The following is a 16345-nucleotide window of genomic DNA, read 5'->3' as shown; positions in this document are numbered from 1 at the left end:
AGTCTCCAGGGCTGTTGCGGGAGGGGAGTCGCAACAGCCAACGGCGCCGGTGATCTTGGAGTGACTGCTCCGCGTCGCGCACCACTCGCGGCGTGGCACTTTCCCATCGAATGGGCTAACGACCACCCCGCATGGTCGCAAAACCATGCATCGATAGGCATACTCACCACGAAGTCGATCTTCGACCGCAGCATCATCCCGACGCCGAACTCTGTCCTGTTCCCGCGTTCGTGGCCACTCCGGGGAAGAGCATCCGACGCCTCCCCACCCTCCCCACAGACTGGAACCCTCCATGGGTATGCACGCGATCCGCCGTCTCATCGCCGTGGCCGCCGTGGCCGCGCTCTCCGTCCCGCTCGGCCTGACGTCATCCGGAGCGGCCGCCCAGCAGCCGGCCGGCGCCATCACAACGGCAGCCGCCGCGCCGCTGCCGGGCGCCTACATCTCCCCGTGGGGAGATGCCCAGGTGGCGATCGGTGACGAGACCCTCGCCTGGATGGAGCGCGAGGGCATCGCCCTGGAGGCCATCAGCCCGTTCGTGATGGACGCCGACGGCCGGGGTTTCAGCATGCCCATCGGTTCGACGGCCGGTGACGGGCTCGATTCCAAGGGGCGCATCTTCTATCCCGGTGGCCTCAGGATCCGGCACCAGGAGTCCGGCAAGACCATCACCCTGAAGTCCACGTTCATCCGCGTCATGCCGACTCCCGCCTACTCGGCGGGCGTATCGATCGACGGCAAGAAGCTCCTGGAGGAAGTGGTGATCGCCGAGTCCACCTACGTCGAGGTCATGGCCGGCGCCCGCCCGAGCCCCACGGGCTTCCGCATCAAGAAGGCGCCGTTCTACGTCACCCAGGAAGCCGCGGACCTCTTCGCGGCGGCCACCGGAGCCACCGCTCCGCGCGCGGGCAGCCTCTTCGGCACGCTCACGCCCGACTTCGACTACGTCCCGGGCGCGGCGACGCCGCCTACGTTCCCGACCTTCCCGTAACCCGTAGCGCCAAGGCCAGCGGTGACCGTGCCGGGCAGCGGGGCGGGCCGGCACCCGCTGCCGGCCCGCGGCGGAGCCGAGCCGCAGCCGCGGTGCTTCAGTCCGCCTCCCCCACCGCCGTCCTCACCAGTTCGCCCACCTGGCTGACGATGTCCGAGCGGTTGCGCTCGAAGTCCGGGTCGGTGACGGCGCCCGTCTGCGGGTTCGTGTTCTCCGCGCCGAACCGCAGGACCGGCGTGTGCAGATGACCGCCCGGCAGCTCCGGCAACCCCAGCCGGTCGCGCAGCAGGGTGGCCCGGTAGGCGATCTCGTTGGAGAGGTAGTCGCCGCCGCCTCCGGCCCTCGACGCCGAGCCGGGCGTAGGTCCGTCCGGCCTGGTCACCGGTTGGGTGCCGCCTGCCGGTATCTCGGTGACCTCGGTGTTGTCGTACACGGGGAAGGGGCCCGTTTCCGCTGCGACGAGCTGACGGTACGGGAGGGTGGTCGTGGTCCACTGCGGCTGTGAGCCGGGGTCGTCGACGGGGACGGTCCCGGTACTCGTCTCGTTCTCGTTGTCGGGGAAGCCGCCGCGCCAGGCGCCGTTGGTGCGCTCCACGTCAAAACGGCCCTGGCGGCCCTGGCTGACGGTGGTGAACAGGTCCAGGTGCGGCAGATGGCGGGCGAGCACCCGCTCGACGGTTCCCTCCGCGAAGTCCGTCCAGCGCACCGGGAAGACGGCGGTCTCGATCCGGGCCGGCCCGTCGGCGGTCCGTACCAGGGTGCCGTCCAGGGCGAGCGCGCTCGCGCCCGAGGGATTGCCGATCCGGGCGTCCCTGTCCAGCGTGAACGGGTCGAAGCCGGTGACGAGGACCCGCTTCACGCGGTGCCCCGGGAAGCGGATGTCGTCCTGGCCGCGCGAGGAGGTCTCCAGGGCGGTGTGCAACGCCCCGCGCTGCTCGTCGGAGAGCACGAACCGGGGTGTCCACGCGCGCAGTTCGCGGCTGAGCGCGAGTCGGGCCCAGTACAGCGGGCGGTCGTCGCCCCGGCTCAGGTCGCCCGTGGCGGGTCCGCGGCCCTGGGCGCGGTCCACGGCGCGCTTCCACAGTGCCGAGGCGTGGCGGGTCACCGTTCGCTCCGCCTGCGCGTAGCCGCCGGAGCCCCGCAGGGCACGCTCGAAGGCCGGGGCGAAGGCGTCGAATCCGCTCCGCCGCAGGATCTCGCGCGGGGCGGCCCGGTCGAGGCGCTGTTCCTCGACGGTCGCCGCCGTGGGGGTGTGGGCGGTGTCCGCCGGGGCCGCCGCGGCGGGCAGGGTGGGGCCGGCGAGGACGAGCAGAAGCGCCACGCCGCCAAGGCCGAGCCGGGTGGTTGCGGAGAGTTGGTGCGTCACGTGGGTCCTTTCGGGTCAACGGCTCGTCGCAGTATCGCGGCACCGCCGGAGGCGATGCCACACGGCAAGAACCGTGCAAGCACGTGGAGAAGGGGACGGAGCTCGCAGAACGCATACGAAGCGCCGGCGAGGTCTCGGCGGCGCGCGGCACCTGTTCCGGCCTCCGTCGCACGCCGCCGCCCCCTCGCGCCTGTCTCTTATACACATCTAGATGTGTATAAGAGACAGGCACCTGTTCCGGCCTCCGTCGCACGCCGCCGCCCCCTCGCGCCGGGGCCGGTGCCGGGGATGCCCGCCGGGCCGCGACCGGCCTGTACGCTGCGATCATGCAGCCGCCCGCCCCCTCCTCCCCGTCGGGTTCCGCGCGGCCGGGTCCGGTCGCTGACCCCGCCCGGCGCGGGCTCCTGACGGAGCGCATCGCCCGTGAACTGGAGCACGACATCCGCTCCGGCCAGATCGCCGTCGGCACGAAGCTCCCCTCCGAACGGGAACTCGCCGCCCAGTTCGGCGCCAGCCGGAACGTCGTGCGCGAGGTGCTGCGGCGGCTGGAGGCCCAGCATCTGATCGAAGTCGCTCCGGGACGCGGCTCCTTCGTCCGCGAGCAGTCGTCGGGCCAGGCCCGGGGGTACGACGCTCTGTACCGGGCGGGCCGGCCCACGGTCCGGCAGCTCATCGAGGCGCGGATCCCGCTGGAGGTCGAGATGGTCCGGCTGGCGACCGAACGGGCCACGGACGAGGACATCGCGGCGATGCGGGCCGCCCGGGACGCCCTGGAGTCGGCCACCGACGTCGTGGTCAAGGCCCAGGCGGACATGGACTTCCACGAGGCCATCGCCGTGGCCAGCAAGAACCCGGTTCTGAGGATCATGCTGTCCTCGATCGGCGGGATGATGTTCGAGATGATGCTCCGGTCGAATTCCGATCCGTCGATCGGCGAGCCCGGGGTACCGCACCACCCGGAGATCTTCGAGGCGGTCGAGGCGCGGGACGTGGACCTCGCCTGCGCGCGGATGCGGGAGCACCTGATGCTGGGCCTGCGGACGTACGGGGCCGATCTCGACGTCCAGGTCGACACGATGGCACGCAACCACATCGAGACGCTGCTGAACCGGGCCGAGGACCGCCGGACGCCTCCGGGACGGTAGTCCGGTAGCGGTCATCCGGACGGGATCATCCGGAGGCTGGGCGGCCCGACCGGGTCGACCGCCCGACCCGTACTCCGCCCCGCCCCGGCCAGGCCCGCACCCGCCGGCCCGTCCGGGCCGCCCAGCCCGTCCGGCAGGCGGAATCTTTGCTTCAGGGTCTGGTCGGGGAGGCTCCCCTGCTGTTACGGTCCCGCGTATACCAACTGGTCCTACCAGTTGGACCAGGTCGGACCAGTCCGGTCCCCCGAGGGCCGGCAGGCAACACGTACCGCAGAGAAACGAGGACGAGGATGTCCACGAGCAGCCAGCTCCTGAGCCGGCGTGCCTTCGGCAGGCTCGCCGCAGGGGCCGCGGCGGCCGCCGGGGCGGGAGCGCTGAGCGCCTGTTCGGGCGGGGGCGGCAAGCCCTCGGCCGACGCTCCGTTGCGGATCATGGCGATCAACCACGTCTGGTCCCAGGCGGTCAAGCGCCGCACCGCGTAGTTCGAGGAGCGGATCGGGCGGCGGGTCTCGATGACGCTGCTCACCGCCGACCAGCTCGCCAGCAGCTACAACGTCAAGCTCAACGCCTCCGGCACCGACGTGGACGTGATGATGGTCCGCGCGCTCCAGGAGCAGTTGCTCTTCGGCCACAACGGCTGGCTCGCCGACCTCGGCGACCGGCTCGCGGACGATGACCGGTTCGCCTGGGACGACTTCCAGGAGGCGCCGCGCGAGGCGTCGACAACGGCCGGGAAGGTGCTGAGCGTCCCGGTGGTGACCGAACGCCCGGCCCTCTACTACCGCAAGGACCTGGTGGAGGACCTGGGCGGGCCGCCGCGCACCCTGGAGGCGCTGATGGAGGCCGCGCGGGAGCTGACCCGCCGGGACAAGGGCTTCTACGGCTATGTCGGCCGGGGGCAGCGCAGCGGCGCGGTGTCCCAGTGGTCGAGCTTCCTCTATTCGCACGGCGGTGACTTCGTCGTGGACGGGAAGTCCGGGATCGGCAGCGCGGAGGCCGTCGCCGCCTACACCTACTACGGTCGCCTGCTGGCCGGCTCCGGGCCGCCCGGGGCGACCAACATGAGCCTCGAACAGGCGATGCCGATCTTCGCGCAGGGCAAGGCGGCGTTCTTCATCGACGCCGACGCGATCTACAGCAGCTTCCTCGACCCGAAGGTCTCCCGGGTGCGCGAGAGCGTCGGCTTCGCCCCCTTCCCCGCCGGGGCGGCCGGGGCCCGGCCGCACAACATCCCCTCCTGGAGTCTCGGCATCAACACCTTCTCCCGTCTGCGCGACGACGCCTGGGAGTTCATCAGGTGGGCGGCCGGGCCCGAGATGTCCGCCGCGCTCCAGTCCGAGGGCATACCCGGCGCCCGCTCCTCGGTGTGGTCCGACCCGAAGACCCTGGCCGCCTTCCCGCCCGAACTCGCCGAGGCCATGCGGCTCAACGCCGAACGCGGCGTCGGGTACGACCGGCCCCGGGTCCTCCAGGTCGGCAGGGCCCGGGACATCGTCGGCCGGCCGCTGGTCGCGGGCATCCTCGGCGAGTCCGTACGGCCGGTCGCGCGCGACGCGGACGCCGAGTTCGCCGAGTTCCTCGTACGCGACAACCGCCACAAGGAGTCCTGATGTCCGCCACCGAGACCACCGGCGTCGCGGAAGCCACCCGGGGCTCGGACGTCCCTGCCACCCACCGCGCTTCGGACCCGGCATCGCCCGGGACGGGGCGAGCGCAGCGGACGTTCGAGCAGGCCAACCGGCGGCTCAGGTGGGCGATGCTCACCCCGGCGTTGCTCTTCGTCGGCCTGATGATCGTCTTCCCGCTGGTCTTCACGCTGAATCTCAGCCTCACCGACGCCTTCGGGGCGGTGAACGCCGACAGCGCCCACGTCGGTCTGCGCAACTTCACCGACGCGTTGGGCGACACCCGCCGCTTCTGGCCCGCCGCCCGTCGCACCCTGGTGTTCACCGTGGGCGCGGTGGTGCTGGAGACGGTGCTCGGGCTCGCCCTGGCGATGCTGATGCGCAAGCCGTTCCGGGGGATGCGCTGGGTCCGTACCGTGCTCATCATTCCGCTGCTGGCCACGCCGGTCGCGATCGGCATCCTGTGGCTGCTGATCCTCGATCCCACGAACGGCATCGCCAACCACCTGCTCGAAGCGGCCGGCGTGCCCCGGCAGGAGTTCCTCGGCTCGGTCGGGCAGTCGCTGCCGACGCTGATGCTCATCGACGTGTGGCAGTGGACTCCGATGATGACGCTGCTGCTGCTCGCCGGCCTGACCACGCTGCCCGAGGAGCCGGAGGAAGCCGCACTGGTCGACGGCGCGAACGCCTGGCAGCGCTTCCGGCACGTCGTCCTGCCGATGCTCGGGCCGACGCTCGCCACCGCGCTGGTGCTGCGCGCCGTCGACGCCCTGAAGACGTTCGACATCCTCTACGCCACCAAGGGCGCGGGCGGCGGTTCGGACTTCGAGGTGGAGACCCTCAACGTCTACGCCTACGGGCTCACCTTCGACTACCAGGAGTACGGCCTGGCCGCCGCCGTCCTGGTCCTGTTCACGCTGTTCATCATCGGTGTCGTGGTGCTGCTGCGCCGCCGGGGCGGAAGGAAGAACACATGAGTGCCACCCTCTCCCCCGCACGCCCCCGGCGTGGACGGCCGTACGGGTCATGGCTGCGCGGGGCCGCGATCACCGTCGTGACGCTCGTCTTCGCGCTGCCGCTCGTGTGGATGTTCGCCGCGGCCTTCAAGACCAACGTCCAGGTCACGGATCCCTCGGTCGGGCTGTGGTTCACCCCGACGCTGGACAACTTCCGCGCGGTCGTCGAGGCCGGGCAGATCGTGCGGTCGATGGGCAACTCCCTGCTGGTGGGGGTGGTTTCGACGGTGCTCTCCGCCGTGATCGCCGTACCGGCGGCCTGGGCGGTGGGCCGGTTCTCGATGCACCGCACCGGCTCGGTCATCCTCGTCGCGCGCATCGTCCCGGCGATCTCGCTGCTCGTGCCCTGGTACTACCTGTTCGCACGGATGGGCCTGGTCGGCTCCTACACGGTGCTGGTCCTCAGCCATATGTTCGTCTCGGTGCCGCTGATCATGTGGATCATGATCAGCTTCTTCGCGGGGCTGCCGGTCGAGCTGGAGGAGGCCGCCCGCACCGACGGGCTGAGCGCCTTCGGCGCGTTCTGGCGCATCTCGCTGCCGCTCGCGGCCCCGGGAACGGCGACCGCGTCGCTGCTGGCCTTCGTCTTCAGCTGGAACAACTTCATGTTCGCGCTGGTCTTCTCCGACGACCGGACACAGACCGTGCCGGTCACCCTGTTCAACTTCATCTCCTACGCGAGCACGGACTGGGGCGGTCTGATGGCCGCCGCCTCCCTCATCACCGTGCCGGTCGTCCTCGCCGCCGTCCTCGGCCAGAAGTATCTGGTGGCCGGGCTGACGTCCGGCGCCACCAAGGGCTGACCCTCCACCCCCTCACCTGCGGAAAGAGCACACACGCATGAAGATCGTCGACGCGAAGGTCGTCGTCACCAGCCCGGGCCGCAACTTCGTCACCCTGAAGCTGACGACCGACGAAGGGCTCACCGGCCTCGGCGACGCCACACTGAACGGGCGGGAGCTGGCCGTCGTCAGCTATCTCACCGACCATGTCGCCCCTCTGCTGATCGGGCTCGACCCGCACCGCGTCGAGGACACCTGGCAGTCGCTGTACCGGGGTGCGTACTGGCGGCGCGGCCCGGTGACGATGGCCGCCATCGCCGCCGTCGACGTGGCACTGTGGGACATCAAGGCGAAGGCCGCCGGGCTGCCGCTGTACCAACTGCTGGGCGGTGCGAGCCGGGAGCGGATCGGGACGTACGGCCATGCCAACGGCCGGGACATACCCGAACTGCTCGACTCCGTACGGGCCCGGCTCGCCGAGGGCTACCCCGCCGTCCGCATCCAGTCCGGCGTCCCCGGCCTGAAGGCCGTGTACGGGGTGTCGGACACCGACGAGACCGGCGCCGCGGTTCTCCACCAGCAGGCCCGCCCCCTGGTGGAGGACTGGGACACCGCCGCGTATCTGCGCCATGTGCCGGCCGTCTTCGAGGCGGTGCGCGCGGAGTTCGGCGCCGAACTGCCGCTGCTCCACGACGCCCACCACCGGCTCACCCCCGTGCAGGCCGCCCGGCTCGGCAAGGACCTGGAGCCCTACCGGCCGTTCTGGCTGGAGGACTGCACCCCGGCCGAGAACCAGGAGGCGCTGCGTCTGGTGCGCCGGGGCACCACCACGCCGCTGGCCGTCGGCGAGGTGTTCAACACGGTGTACGACTACCAGACCCTGATCACGGAGCAGTTGATCGACTATGTGCGTTCGGCGGTGACCCATTTCGGCGGCGTCACCCCGCTGCGGAAGCTCTTCGACTTCGCCGCGCAGTACCAGATCAGGAGCGCGATCCACGGCCCCGAGGACATCTCCCCGGTCGGGATGGCCGCCGCCGTCCACCTGGACCTCGCCGTGCACAACTTCGGCATCCAGGAGTTCTCGGGCCACACCCCGCTCACCGACGCGGTGTTCCGGCACGCCTATACCTTCACCGACGGCTACCTGCATCCGGGTGAGGAGCCCGGCATCGGCGTGGAGCTCGACGAGGAGCTGGCCGCGGCACACCCGTACGCGGCCGCGTATCTGCCGGTCAACCGTCTCCACGACGGGACCGTCCACGACTGGTGAGCCCCCGGTGCGGGGCCCGGCGAGCCCCGGGCCTCGCACGCGCGGGTCTGTCCCACCAGGCCGAGAACGGGACGGAACCGGGCCCTACCACCTGACACCCAGCCGCTGCGGGCTGCGGGAGGTCGTCCCGGTCCGCCAGGCGACCGTGTCCATGGGGGCGGCCAGGCGCAGGTCCGGGAAGCGGGCGGCCAGGCGGTGCAGGGCGAGCTGGAGCTCCGTGCGGGCCAGCCAGGCGCCGAGGCAGTAGTGGGGACCGGCGCCGAAGGAGAGCGTGGGGGCCTCCAGCGGGGCGAACAGGTCGTGGAGGGTGGCGGGCGGGAAGACCTCCGGGTCGCGGTTGGCCATGCCGCAGTCGGCGAGCACGATCGCACCGGCCGGGATCGTCACCCCGCCGACCTCGACGTCCTCGGCGGCGTGGCGGGTGCTGCCCCGGTCGTCGCCCAGCGGGACGAGGTGGACGAGGCGGTCGACGAGGCGTCCGGCGGCCTCCTCGTCGACGCCGAGGCGGGGCCAGGTCTCACGGCGTTCGCCCAGGAGGTAGAGCAGCGCGTTGCCGAGCATGGTCATCGTGCTGTCGTGGCCTCCGACGACCAGGCCGCACACCAGGCTGACCAACTGGGCCTCGGGAACGCCTCCTTCATCGTCGGCGGCCGCGACCAGACTGCTGATCAGGTCCTCGCCCGGTGCCCGGCGCCGCTCCGCGAGGAGGTCCGCGCCGAACGCGCTGAAGTCCTTGAGGACCGATGCCACCTGTTCGCCCTCGTGGGTGCCGTCGGAGAAGGCGTGTTCGCTCCAGTGCCGCATCCGGTCCCACGCGGACTCGTCGAGCCCCATGAGGCGGCTGATCACCGCCACCGGCAGCGGGAGGGTGAACTCGGCGACGACGTCCGCCGGTCGTTGTCGCGTCTCCAGCCGGTCGAGGAGCTCCTCCACTATCGCCGCGATCCACGGCCGCCAGCGGGCGACGGCTCTCGGGGTGAACGCGCGTCGCAGGGTGCGGCGCAGGCGCAGATGGTCGGGGCCGTCCTGGTTGAACATCAGGTCGGGGTCGTTCACCAGGTCGGGGACGCCGGAGAGGGCGGGCGCGTCGGGGGCGTACAGCTGTGCCCGGCCGAACCGCGGGTCGGAGAGCACGTGGCGGACGTCGCCGTACCGGCTGACCAGCCAGGCGGGGCCGCCGTCCGGCAGCTCGGCGGGGCGGGGCGGCCCGGGGTCCTCGAAGAACAGGCGGTGCATCGGCTCCGGGACTGGTTGCGTGGGGTCGATGGTGGTCAACGTGCCTCCTGGGCAGGGGTGTTGGATGGTGGGGAGGGAGGGCCGCGGTCAGAGTTCGACGAGCACCTTGCCCCGGTTGGCCGTCCGGTCTCCGTAGAGGCTGCCGTAGGCGGCGGGGATCCTGTCGAAGCCGCGGTGCAGGGTGTGGTCGCAGACGACCTCGCCGCGCCGGACGCGGCTACCCAGGTCGGTGTGGAGGTCCTGCCAGTTCTGTTCGGTGAACCATTCCAGGGAGAAGATGCCGCGGACCGTGGCGCGCGGGAACATCAGGTAGGGCAGGAGCCGGGGGCCGGTGCTCTCGTTGCCGACCTGGGTCGCCCACTGCCAGCACACCGCCACCTGGCTCCCGATGTTGAGCAGGGGGAACACGGCGTCGGTGACCGCGCCGCCGAGGTTGTCGAAGTACCGGTCGACACCGTCGGGGGCGGCACGGGCGAGTGCGTCGCGTACGGTGTCCGCGCCGTCCCCGTGGCGGTAGACGATCACGGCGTCGAACCCGAGGCCGGTGAGGTACTCCGCCTTCTCCGGGGACGAGGTGGTGCCGATCACCCGGGCGCCGGCGAGCGCGGCGAGCTGGCCGACGAGCGCGCCCACCGAGCCGGAGGCCCCGCTGATGACGAGGGTCTCGCCGGGGCTGATCGTCATGTACTTGGTCAGGGTCCCCCAGGCGGTCATGCCGGGGCCGCCCATCACGCTGAGGGCGGTCGGCAGCGGCAGGGCGTCGTCGTACCACCGGGGGTCGAGCCTGCGGTAGGCGGGGAAGACCATGGGGAACGTGCCGGTCTGCCAGAGTTCGGGCGCGCCGGTGCTGATCACATGGGTGCGCCAGCCGCCGAAGCCCTGTACGAGGTCGCCGACACGGTGGGCGGCGCGCGGTCCCGCCTCCACCACCTCCATGATCGAGTCGGCGCCCATGTGCCGGCCGATGGGGGTGTCGAGGGCGATGCCCTGGAGGTAGGGGTCGACGGAGACGTACAGCGTGCGAAGGAGCATCTCGTCGGGGGCGAGGGCCACGTCGAGGTTCTCGACGACCTTCTCGTAGACGCGGTCCACGTCGGGGACGCCCTCGACGTGCTCGCGGACCACCCACTTCGCGATCTTCATCGTTTCCTCTCCGTCGGTGCGGCGGGGCGGACGGGCACGGGGATGACCCGGTGGGTCGGTGGTGGTGCGGTGAGGTCGAGCGACGCGGTGAAGGGCCGGTCGTCGTCGCGGCAGACGAACTGCATGACGTGGCGTCCGGCGGCGGCGGCCCGGATGAGCCCGCCGGTGGTGGCCCAGACACCGGACTGGTAGAAGTCGCGCAGTCCGGGAAGTCCCGGGCCGTGCTTCCTGATCAGCTCTTCGAGCCGCTCGCCGCTCTCGACGAAGGGCTGCCAGCCGAGGACGGTGCCGTCGTAGTTGCCGGTGTAGCGGACCTGGGTGAGGGGGCTGGAGACGTCACGGACGACGATCGCGTCCCGCAGGCCGGGGTAGCGCTGTTCCAGGAAGCCGACGAGTGTCTCGCGGGCCCGCCGTTTCGCCACGTAGTAGCCGCGCCCGTGCCGTACGGGCAGGGTGTGCAGCTCCTGTCCGCCGCGGGTGCGGGTGATCTGTTCGGGGCCCTCGTCCAGGGCGCGCCAGGGGGCGATGTCGCAGAAGTAGGTGGCGTAGACGACGGTGGTGCCGTCCGGGGACAGTTCGGGGTAGTGGCGGCTGCGGAACTGGACGTTGATGCTGGAGTGGCGGATGCCGGTCAGTTCGGCCGCCGTGGCCTCGTCGAGGAGGTAGGTGGTGCAGGGTTCCCCTTCGGGGAAGGGGCGGGAGAGGCCGAGGAAGAGGGTGAAGTAGCCGGGGAAGACCATGCCGGGTTCGCGGATGGTCTCGGTGTAGAGCTTGCGGTAGTCCTCGCCCAGGTACTTGCCCCCCAGGAACTGCATGGTCGTGGTGTAGCCGTCGCAGGCCGACACGACGATGTCGGCGCGCAGTTCCTGACCGTCGCTGAGCCGGACGCCCACCGCCCGGTCGTCCTCGACGATCACCGTCTCGACCTTCGTGTTGTACGAGACCTCGCCGCCGAGCCGGCGGTAGCGCGCCTCGATCGACTCGGCGAGACCGAGGGAGCCGCCCTCGGGGACTCCGGCGGAGAGGTTGGCGTGCGAGGCGAGCTGGAAGTGGAAGGGGAGGACGGGGAAGGCCGGGTGCTTCTCGTAGAGGATGAAGTTGAAGGCCTGCCGCAGAAGGGGGTCCTTGAACCTCGCGGAGAAGTCGCTCATCAGGACGGTGATCGTGGTGCGGACGGAGTTGAGGTACGGCAGGAACGAGGCGAGCATCCGCCAGCGCTCCCGGCGTCCCATCAGTCCGACGGGCTTGAGGAAGGGGTAGACCGCGAGCGCCTTGCGGAAGCTGCGCAGTTGCGCGCAGAACTTCCGCACGAGCCGCGCGTCGGCCGGCGAGATGTCGATGAGGTGGGCTTCGAGCCGGTCGGGGTCGGAGTAGAAGTGGACGGCGCGGCCGTCCGTGCCGCGCACGATGTTGAAGACGTCGAAGTGGCGGATCTCCTTGCCCTGGAGGGCCCCGAGCTCCAGCCAGATCTGGTGCATCTCGTTGCCGGGGCCGCTGCCGAGGAGCCAGCTGACGCAGGCGTCCAGGGTGAAGCCGCCGCGATCCCAGGCGGTGCAGCAGCCGCCGGGCAGCTCGTGCATCTCCAGGATGCGGGTGCGGTAGCCGTTCATCTGGGCGTAGCAGCCGGTGGAGAGCCCGCCGAGACCGGCCCCGATGATGATCATCGTCTCCCGGGGCCGGCGGGCGCCGCCGGGCCGGGGCCCGTTCCTGTTCCCGCTCATGAGTCCTCGCTCTCCCGTGCGGACCACCGGTCGAGCTGGGGCAGGTGTCCCAGCTTCCCGGGGTGCCAGGGTTCGGTGCCCTCGCTCTCCCAGGCCCGGAATTCCAGGCCCAGTTCGCGGCAGAGGTACTGGACGGCGAAGCGGCCGGTGGAGGCGGCGCGGATCAGGCCGCCCATGCCGGCCCACTGCCCGGCCATGGAGAAGCCGCTCAGTCCGGGCAGCCGCATCCGGTCCTTGCCGACCAGGCGCGTGGCGACGTCGTCGGCCTCGGAGAACGCCTTCCAGGCGAGGATGGAACCGCCGAGGTTCCCGGTGTAGCGGTGGGTCGTGGCGGGTGTGGCGACCTCGATGATGTCGATGCGCTCCGCGATGCCGGGCGTTCGGCGTTCCAGGAAGTCGCGGACGAATTCGGCGACTTCGCGCTTGCGTCGGCGGTACTCCTTGCGGTCCCTGGTGCGCAGGTCCTTCCAGTGGGCGTAGTCGCTGAAGTAGGTGCAGTGCAGGACGGAGTGGCCCGGCGGTGCGAAGCCGCCGGAGTAGCGGGACCGGGCCTGCACGACGAGGCTGTCCTGGAGCGCCCCGGGGAGGTGGGCCGCGTCGTCCGGGCCGAGGAGGTGCGTCGTGCTGTGCGCCTCCTCGGGTTCCAGGTCGCCGCGCAGGCCGACGAACGCGGAGACGACGGCGGGGAAGAGGGTGCCGGGGCGGTGGAGGAGGTCGGTGTAGAGCTTGTCGATGCGGGGGCCGGTGTACCGACCGCCCAGGAGTCCGTACACGGTGGTGTGGCCGTCGCACGCGGAGACCACGTGTTCGGCGAAGTACTGCCTTCCGTTGCGGAGTTCGATGCCGATCGCGCGGTCGTTCTCGACCAGGATCCGCTCGGTGCGGGCCCGGTAGGTGACCGTTCCGCCCAGGCTCCGGTAGCGCTCCTCGACGGACCGGGCGAGGCCGAGCGAACCGCCTTGCGGGAAGCCCGCGTTGCCGTGGTGGGCGGCCGCCATGTTGAAGAGGTACGGCAGCAGCGGGAAGCCCTCGGGGTCCTGGAAGAAGATGTTGCGGAACGCCTTGCGCAGCAGCGGGTCCTGGAACCGGTCGGCGAACACGTGCATCGGGGTGGCGGCGGTCCGCCAGAACAGCCGGAACGCGGGGAGCACCGTGCGCAGGGTCTGAGCCCGCTCCCGTACGGTCCGCAGCGCGGGCGCGGTCAGGAACGGGTACAGCTCGATGTCGATGAAGCGCCGCAGGTCCCGGGCGAAGGCCCGGATGAGCGGGGCGTCGGCGGGTGAGACCTCCAGGAGGTGGGCCTCCAGGCGGTCGGGGTCGTTGTAGAAGGTCACCGACCGGCCCGACGCGTCCTCGACCTTGTTGAACAGCTCGAAGTTGGTGACCGTCTTGCCGTCGAGCGCGCCGAGTTCGCTCCACACCCGGTGGGCGTCGTTGCCCGGGGCGGTGCCGATGAGCCATTCGATGCAGTAGTCGAAGAGGTACCCGTCGCGGGACCAGGCGGTGCAGCAGCCGCCGGGCAGTACGTGCTTCTCGAAGATGCGGGTCCTGGCTCCGCTCATCTGCGCGTAGATGCCGGTGGAGAGGCCGGCCACGCCCGCGCCGATGACGATGACGCGGGGCGGTGTGCCCGGGTCGCGTTCCCTGCTGGTCCAGTCGGTGCCGTCGTCATCCGCCATGGGCCGCGCCTCCCGTCAGGACGGACCGCACCAGCTCGGCGTTGCGGGGCAGGTGTTTGGCGTCGAGCATGTCGGCGTGGACACCGGAGCCGCGCAGTACGGCGGTGGCGCCCGTGGAGCTGCCGTGCCAGGTGCCGTGCTCCCCGGCGGCGTAGAGGGCGGCCTTCTCCTCGTCGGTGATCACGCTGACCGTCGCGGCGACCGTGCCGGTGTTGGGGGTCCGGCCGCAGAAGGCGAGGTATTCGGCGGCGTGGGCGAGGGTCTCGCGGGCGACGGCATCGGATCCGGTGTGCTTGCGTACGTGGTCGGCGAGTTCGGTCTCGAAGGCGGCGATGCCCGAGGCGTCCGGTTCGTAGGCGTCGAGGATGCGGCGGGAGTCGATGATGACGACGTGGGCGACGCGGCGACCGCGCCGCTCCAGCTCCTTGGCCGTCTCGAAGGCGAGGTTGCCGCCGAGGGAGTAGCCGAGGAGCAGGTAGGGGCCATCGGACCGGGCGGCCTCGATCAGATCGGCGTACCGGGCGACCTTGTCGTCGCCGGGAAGGTAGTTGAAGCCGGTGACGGAGTGGTCGGGGAGCTGTGCGGCCAGGCCCCGGTAGACGAGTCCGTGGCCGCCGGCGGGCGGGAAGCAGAAGAGGGCGGGGGCCTGGCCGGCGTTGAAGGTGAGGCTGGGCAGTTCGTCGGCGGCGGTGCCGAGCAGGACGTCCTCCACCGTGGCGGCCATGCCGTGCAGGGTGGTGCCCTGGTAGAGCCTGCTGACGGGGACGCCGACGCCGAACTCGGTGCGCAGGTGGTGGAGGAGTTCGATGAGCTTGATCGAACTGCCGCCGAGTTCGAAGAAGTCGTCCTCCAGGCCGATCTGTTCGCGTCCGAGCAGGGTCCTCCAGTGGCGGGCGACGCTGACCTCGTACAGCGTCACGGGCTCCTCGTGCGGCCGGTTCCCCTCCTCGGCCCGGGGGGCGGGCAGCGCGGCCGTGTCGACCTTGCCGTTGGCCGTCAGCGGCAGGGCGGGCAGCTCGGTGAAGTGGGACGGGATCATGTACGAGGGCAGCGAGCGCGCCAGGTGGCGGCGCAGGGCCCGGACGTCCAGGGCCGCACCGGGCGCCGGTACGCAGTAGGCGCAGAGCGCCGCGTCTCCCCCGGTGTCGGTGCGTACGGTGACGACGGCCCGGGCGAGCGGGGGCCACTGGGCGAGCTGTGCCTCGATCTCGCCGATCTCGATGCGGTGGCCGCGCAGTTTGACCTGCCCGTCGGTCCGGCCCAGGAGGTGGACCCGGCCGTGCGCGTCCCAGCGGGCGATGTCGCCGGTGCGGTAGAGCCGTTCGGGCCGGGCGCCGGCGGCCCGGCCGAGCGCCCGGGTGACGAAGCGCTCCTCGGTCTGTTCGGGGTCCCCGGCGTAGCCGAGGGCGACACCGTCGCCGCCGATCCAGAGTTCGCCGGGCACGCCGGGCGGTACGGGTTCGCCATGGGCGTCGAGGACATGCAGGGTGCTGTTGGGCAGGGGCCGGCCGATCGGGACCATCGCGCCGGGTTCCAGGTCGTCGACGGGTCCCTCGAAGAACGCGCTGTCGATGGTGGCCTCGGTGAGTCCGTAGGAGTTGACCAGGCGGGTGCCGGGTCCGCACAGTTCGGCCAGCCGGCGGTACTCCCCCACGCTCCAGGCGTCCGAGCCGACCACCAGCAGCCGCAGGAAGTCCAGCCACAGCCCCTCCCGTGCGCAGTGGTCCATCAGCCCGCGGACGACAGCGGGTACGAACTCCGCGCAGTCTACGCGCTCCTGACGTATCGTCCGGTAGAGCCGGGTGGTGTCGAAGAGGAGGTCGCGGTCGGCCAGGACGAGGGTGCCGCCCGAGCACAGGGCGCGCACCAGGTCGCCGGTGAACACGTCGAAGGACGGTTCGGCCATCTGGAGGTGCGTCCGGACGTCGGTGTCCAGACGGTACTCCTGGCGCCACGCGGCGTGGGCGGAGGCGAGGTTGCGGTGGCTGACGCGGACGGCCTTGGGCCGGCCGGTGGATCCGGAGGTGGTGATGACGTACGCGGGCGAGTCCGGGCCGGTCTCGGCCGCCGGTCCCTCCGGGTGCGGTTCGGTGCGTCCGAGCGCGGCGAGGGTGAGGGTCGGGACGGTCAGGGCTCCGGTCTGTTCCGACGTGGCGTCGTCCGCGACGAGGACGAGGGCCGCGCCGGTGGTCGTCACGAGGTGGGCGAGCCGGTCGGCGGGCTGGTCGGGGCGGAGCGGGAGGTAGGCGGCGCCGGCCCTGAGCACGCCGAGCAGGGCGGCGATCAGCTCGGGAGACTTGTCGAGGCACAGCACGACCACCGAGCCCTCGCCGACGCCGAGCGCCCGCAGCCGGGCGGCGGTGTCGTC

12 protein-coding genes and 1 pseudogene are annotated in these 16345 nt (G+C 71.4%); 7 read left to right on the top strand and 6 right to left on the bottom strand.

All coding sequences use genetic code 11. The features are described 5' to 3' along the window. Positions 1-292 precede the first annotated feature (292 nt). Positions 293-991, top strand: a complete 699-nt coding sequence (locus CR470_RS11350) for a hypothetical protein (protein WP_097867462.1) — start codon at positions 293-295, stop codon at positions 989-991. Between the two features lie 97 nt (positions 992-1088). Here CR470_RS11350 and CR470_RS11345 read toward each other — a convergent pair whose 3' ends face one another. Then, the gene (locus tag CR470_RS11345) at positions 1089-2357 is read right to left on the bottom strand and encodes a pyroglutamyl peptidase (RefSeq protein ID WP_097867461.1); all 1269 of its coding nucleotides are present in this window, start codon (positions 2355-2357) and stop codon (positions 1089-1091) included. Positions 2358-2440: 83 nt separating this feature from the next. Between CR470_RS11345 and CR470_RS39490 the strand changes: the two genes are divergently transcribed. From CR470_RS39490 to manD, 6 genes and pseudogenes are all read left to right on the top strand, one after another. Beyond that, the gene (locus tag CR470_RS39490) at positions 2441-2578 is read left to right on the top strand and encodes a hypothetical protein (RefSeq protein WP_179892218.1); all 138 of its coding nucleotides are present in this window, start codon (positions 2441-2443) and stop codon (positions 2576-2578) included. A 105-nt stretch (positions 2579-2683) separates the two neighbouring features. Further along, positions 2684-3502 (top strand): FadR/GntR family transcriptional regulator, encoded by an 819-nt coding sequence (locus tag CR470_RS11340; protein WP_097867460.1) that lies wholly within the window; start codon positions 2684-2686, stop codon positions 3500-3502. A gap of 290 nt (positions 3503-3792) precedes the next feature. After that, positions 3793-5112, top strand: a pseudogene (locus tag CR470_RS11335) (ABC transporter substrate-binding protein). Beyond that, entirely contained in the window at positions 5112-6104 is a 993-nt protein-coding gene (locus CR470_RS11330; RefSeq protein ID WP_097867459.1) for a carbohydrate ABC transporter permease, read from the top strand. Before CR470_RS11335 ends, CR470_RS11330 begins: the two are co-directional and overlap by 1 nt. Next, the gene (locus CR470_RS11325) at positions 6101-6946 is read left to right on the top strand and encodes a carbohydrate ABC transporter permease (RefSeq protein WP_097867458.1); all 846 of its coding nucleotides are present in this window, start codon (positions 6101-6103) and stop codon (positions 6944-6946) included. The genes CR470_RS11330 and CR470_RS11325 overlap by 4 nt, the downstream gene beginning before the upstream one ends. A 37-nt stretch (positions 6947-6983) precedes the next feature. After that, positions 6984-8198, top strand: coding sequence for a D-mannonate dehydratase ManD (manD, locus tag CR470_RS11320; protein ID WP_097867457.1), 1215 nt, complete (start codon positions 6984-6986; stop codon positions 8196-8198). A gap of 84 nt (positions 8199-8282) precedes the next feature. On the opposite strand, the gene CR470_RS11315 is transcribed toward manD, so the two are convergent. The 5 genes from CR470_RS11315 to CR470_RS11295 all read right to left on the bottom strand — a co-directional run. Continuing rightward, positions 8283-9473, bottom strand: coding sequence for a cytochrome P450 (locus tag CR470_RS11315; RefSeq protein ID WP_179892217.1), 1191 nt, complete (start codon positions 9471-9473; stop codon positions 8283-8285). 48 nt (positions 9474-9521) lie between these two features. After that, positions 9522-10577 carry an MDR family NADP-dependent oxidoreductase gene (locus tag CR470_RS11310; RefSeq protein WP_097867455.1) on the bottom strand — a complete coding sequence of 352 codons (1056 nt, stop codon included), beginning with the start codon at positions 10575-10577 and terminating at the stop codon, positions 9522-9524. Continuing rightward, the gene (locus CR470_RS11305) at positions 10574-12298 is read right to left on the bottom strand and encodes a phytoene desaturase family protein (RefSeq protein WP_097867454.1); all 1725 of its coding nucleotides are present in this window, start codon (positions 12296-12298) and stop codon (positions 10574-10576) included. The genes CR470_RS11310 and CR470_RS11305 overlap by 4 nt, the downstream gene beginning before the upstream one ends. Next, the gene (locus CR470_RS11300; RefSeq protein ID WP_097867453.1) at positions 12295-13977 is read right to left on the bottom strand and encodes a phytoene desaturase family protein; all 1683 of its coding nucleotides are present in this window, start codon (positions 13975-13977) and stop codon (positions 12295-12297) included. Before CR470_RS11300 ends, CR470_RS11305 begins: the two co-directional genes overlap by 4 nt. Then, the coding region (locus tag CR470_RS11295) for an amino acid adenylation domain-containing protein (protein WP_143663801.1) at positions 13967-16345 on the bottom strand (2379 nt) is incomplete at its 5' end. The genes CR470_RS11295 and CR470_RS11300, both read right to left, overlap by 11 nt.

Origin of the sequence: Streptomyces sp. rh34, from assembly GCF_002551245.1 — a bacterium.
GTDB lineage: Bacteria > Actinomycetota > Actinomycetes > Streptomycetales > Streptomycetaceae > Streptomyces.
The sequence above is the reverse complement of the archived record's forward strand: the minus strand, read 5'-3'. Positions and strand labels throughout refer to the sequence as shown.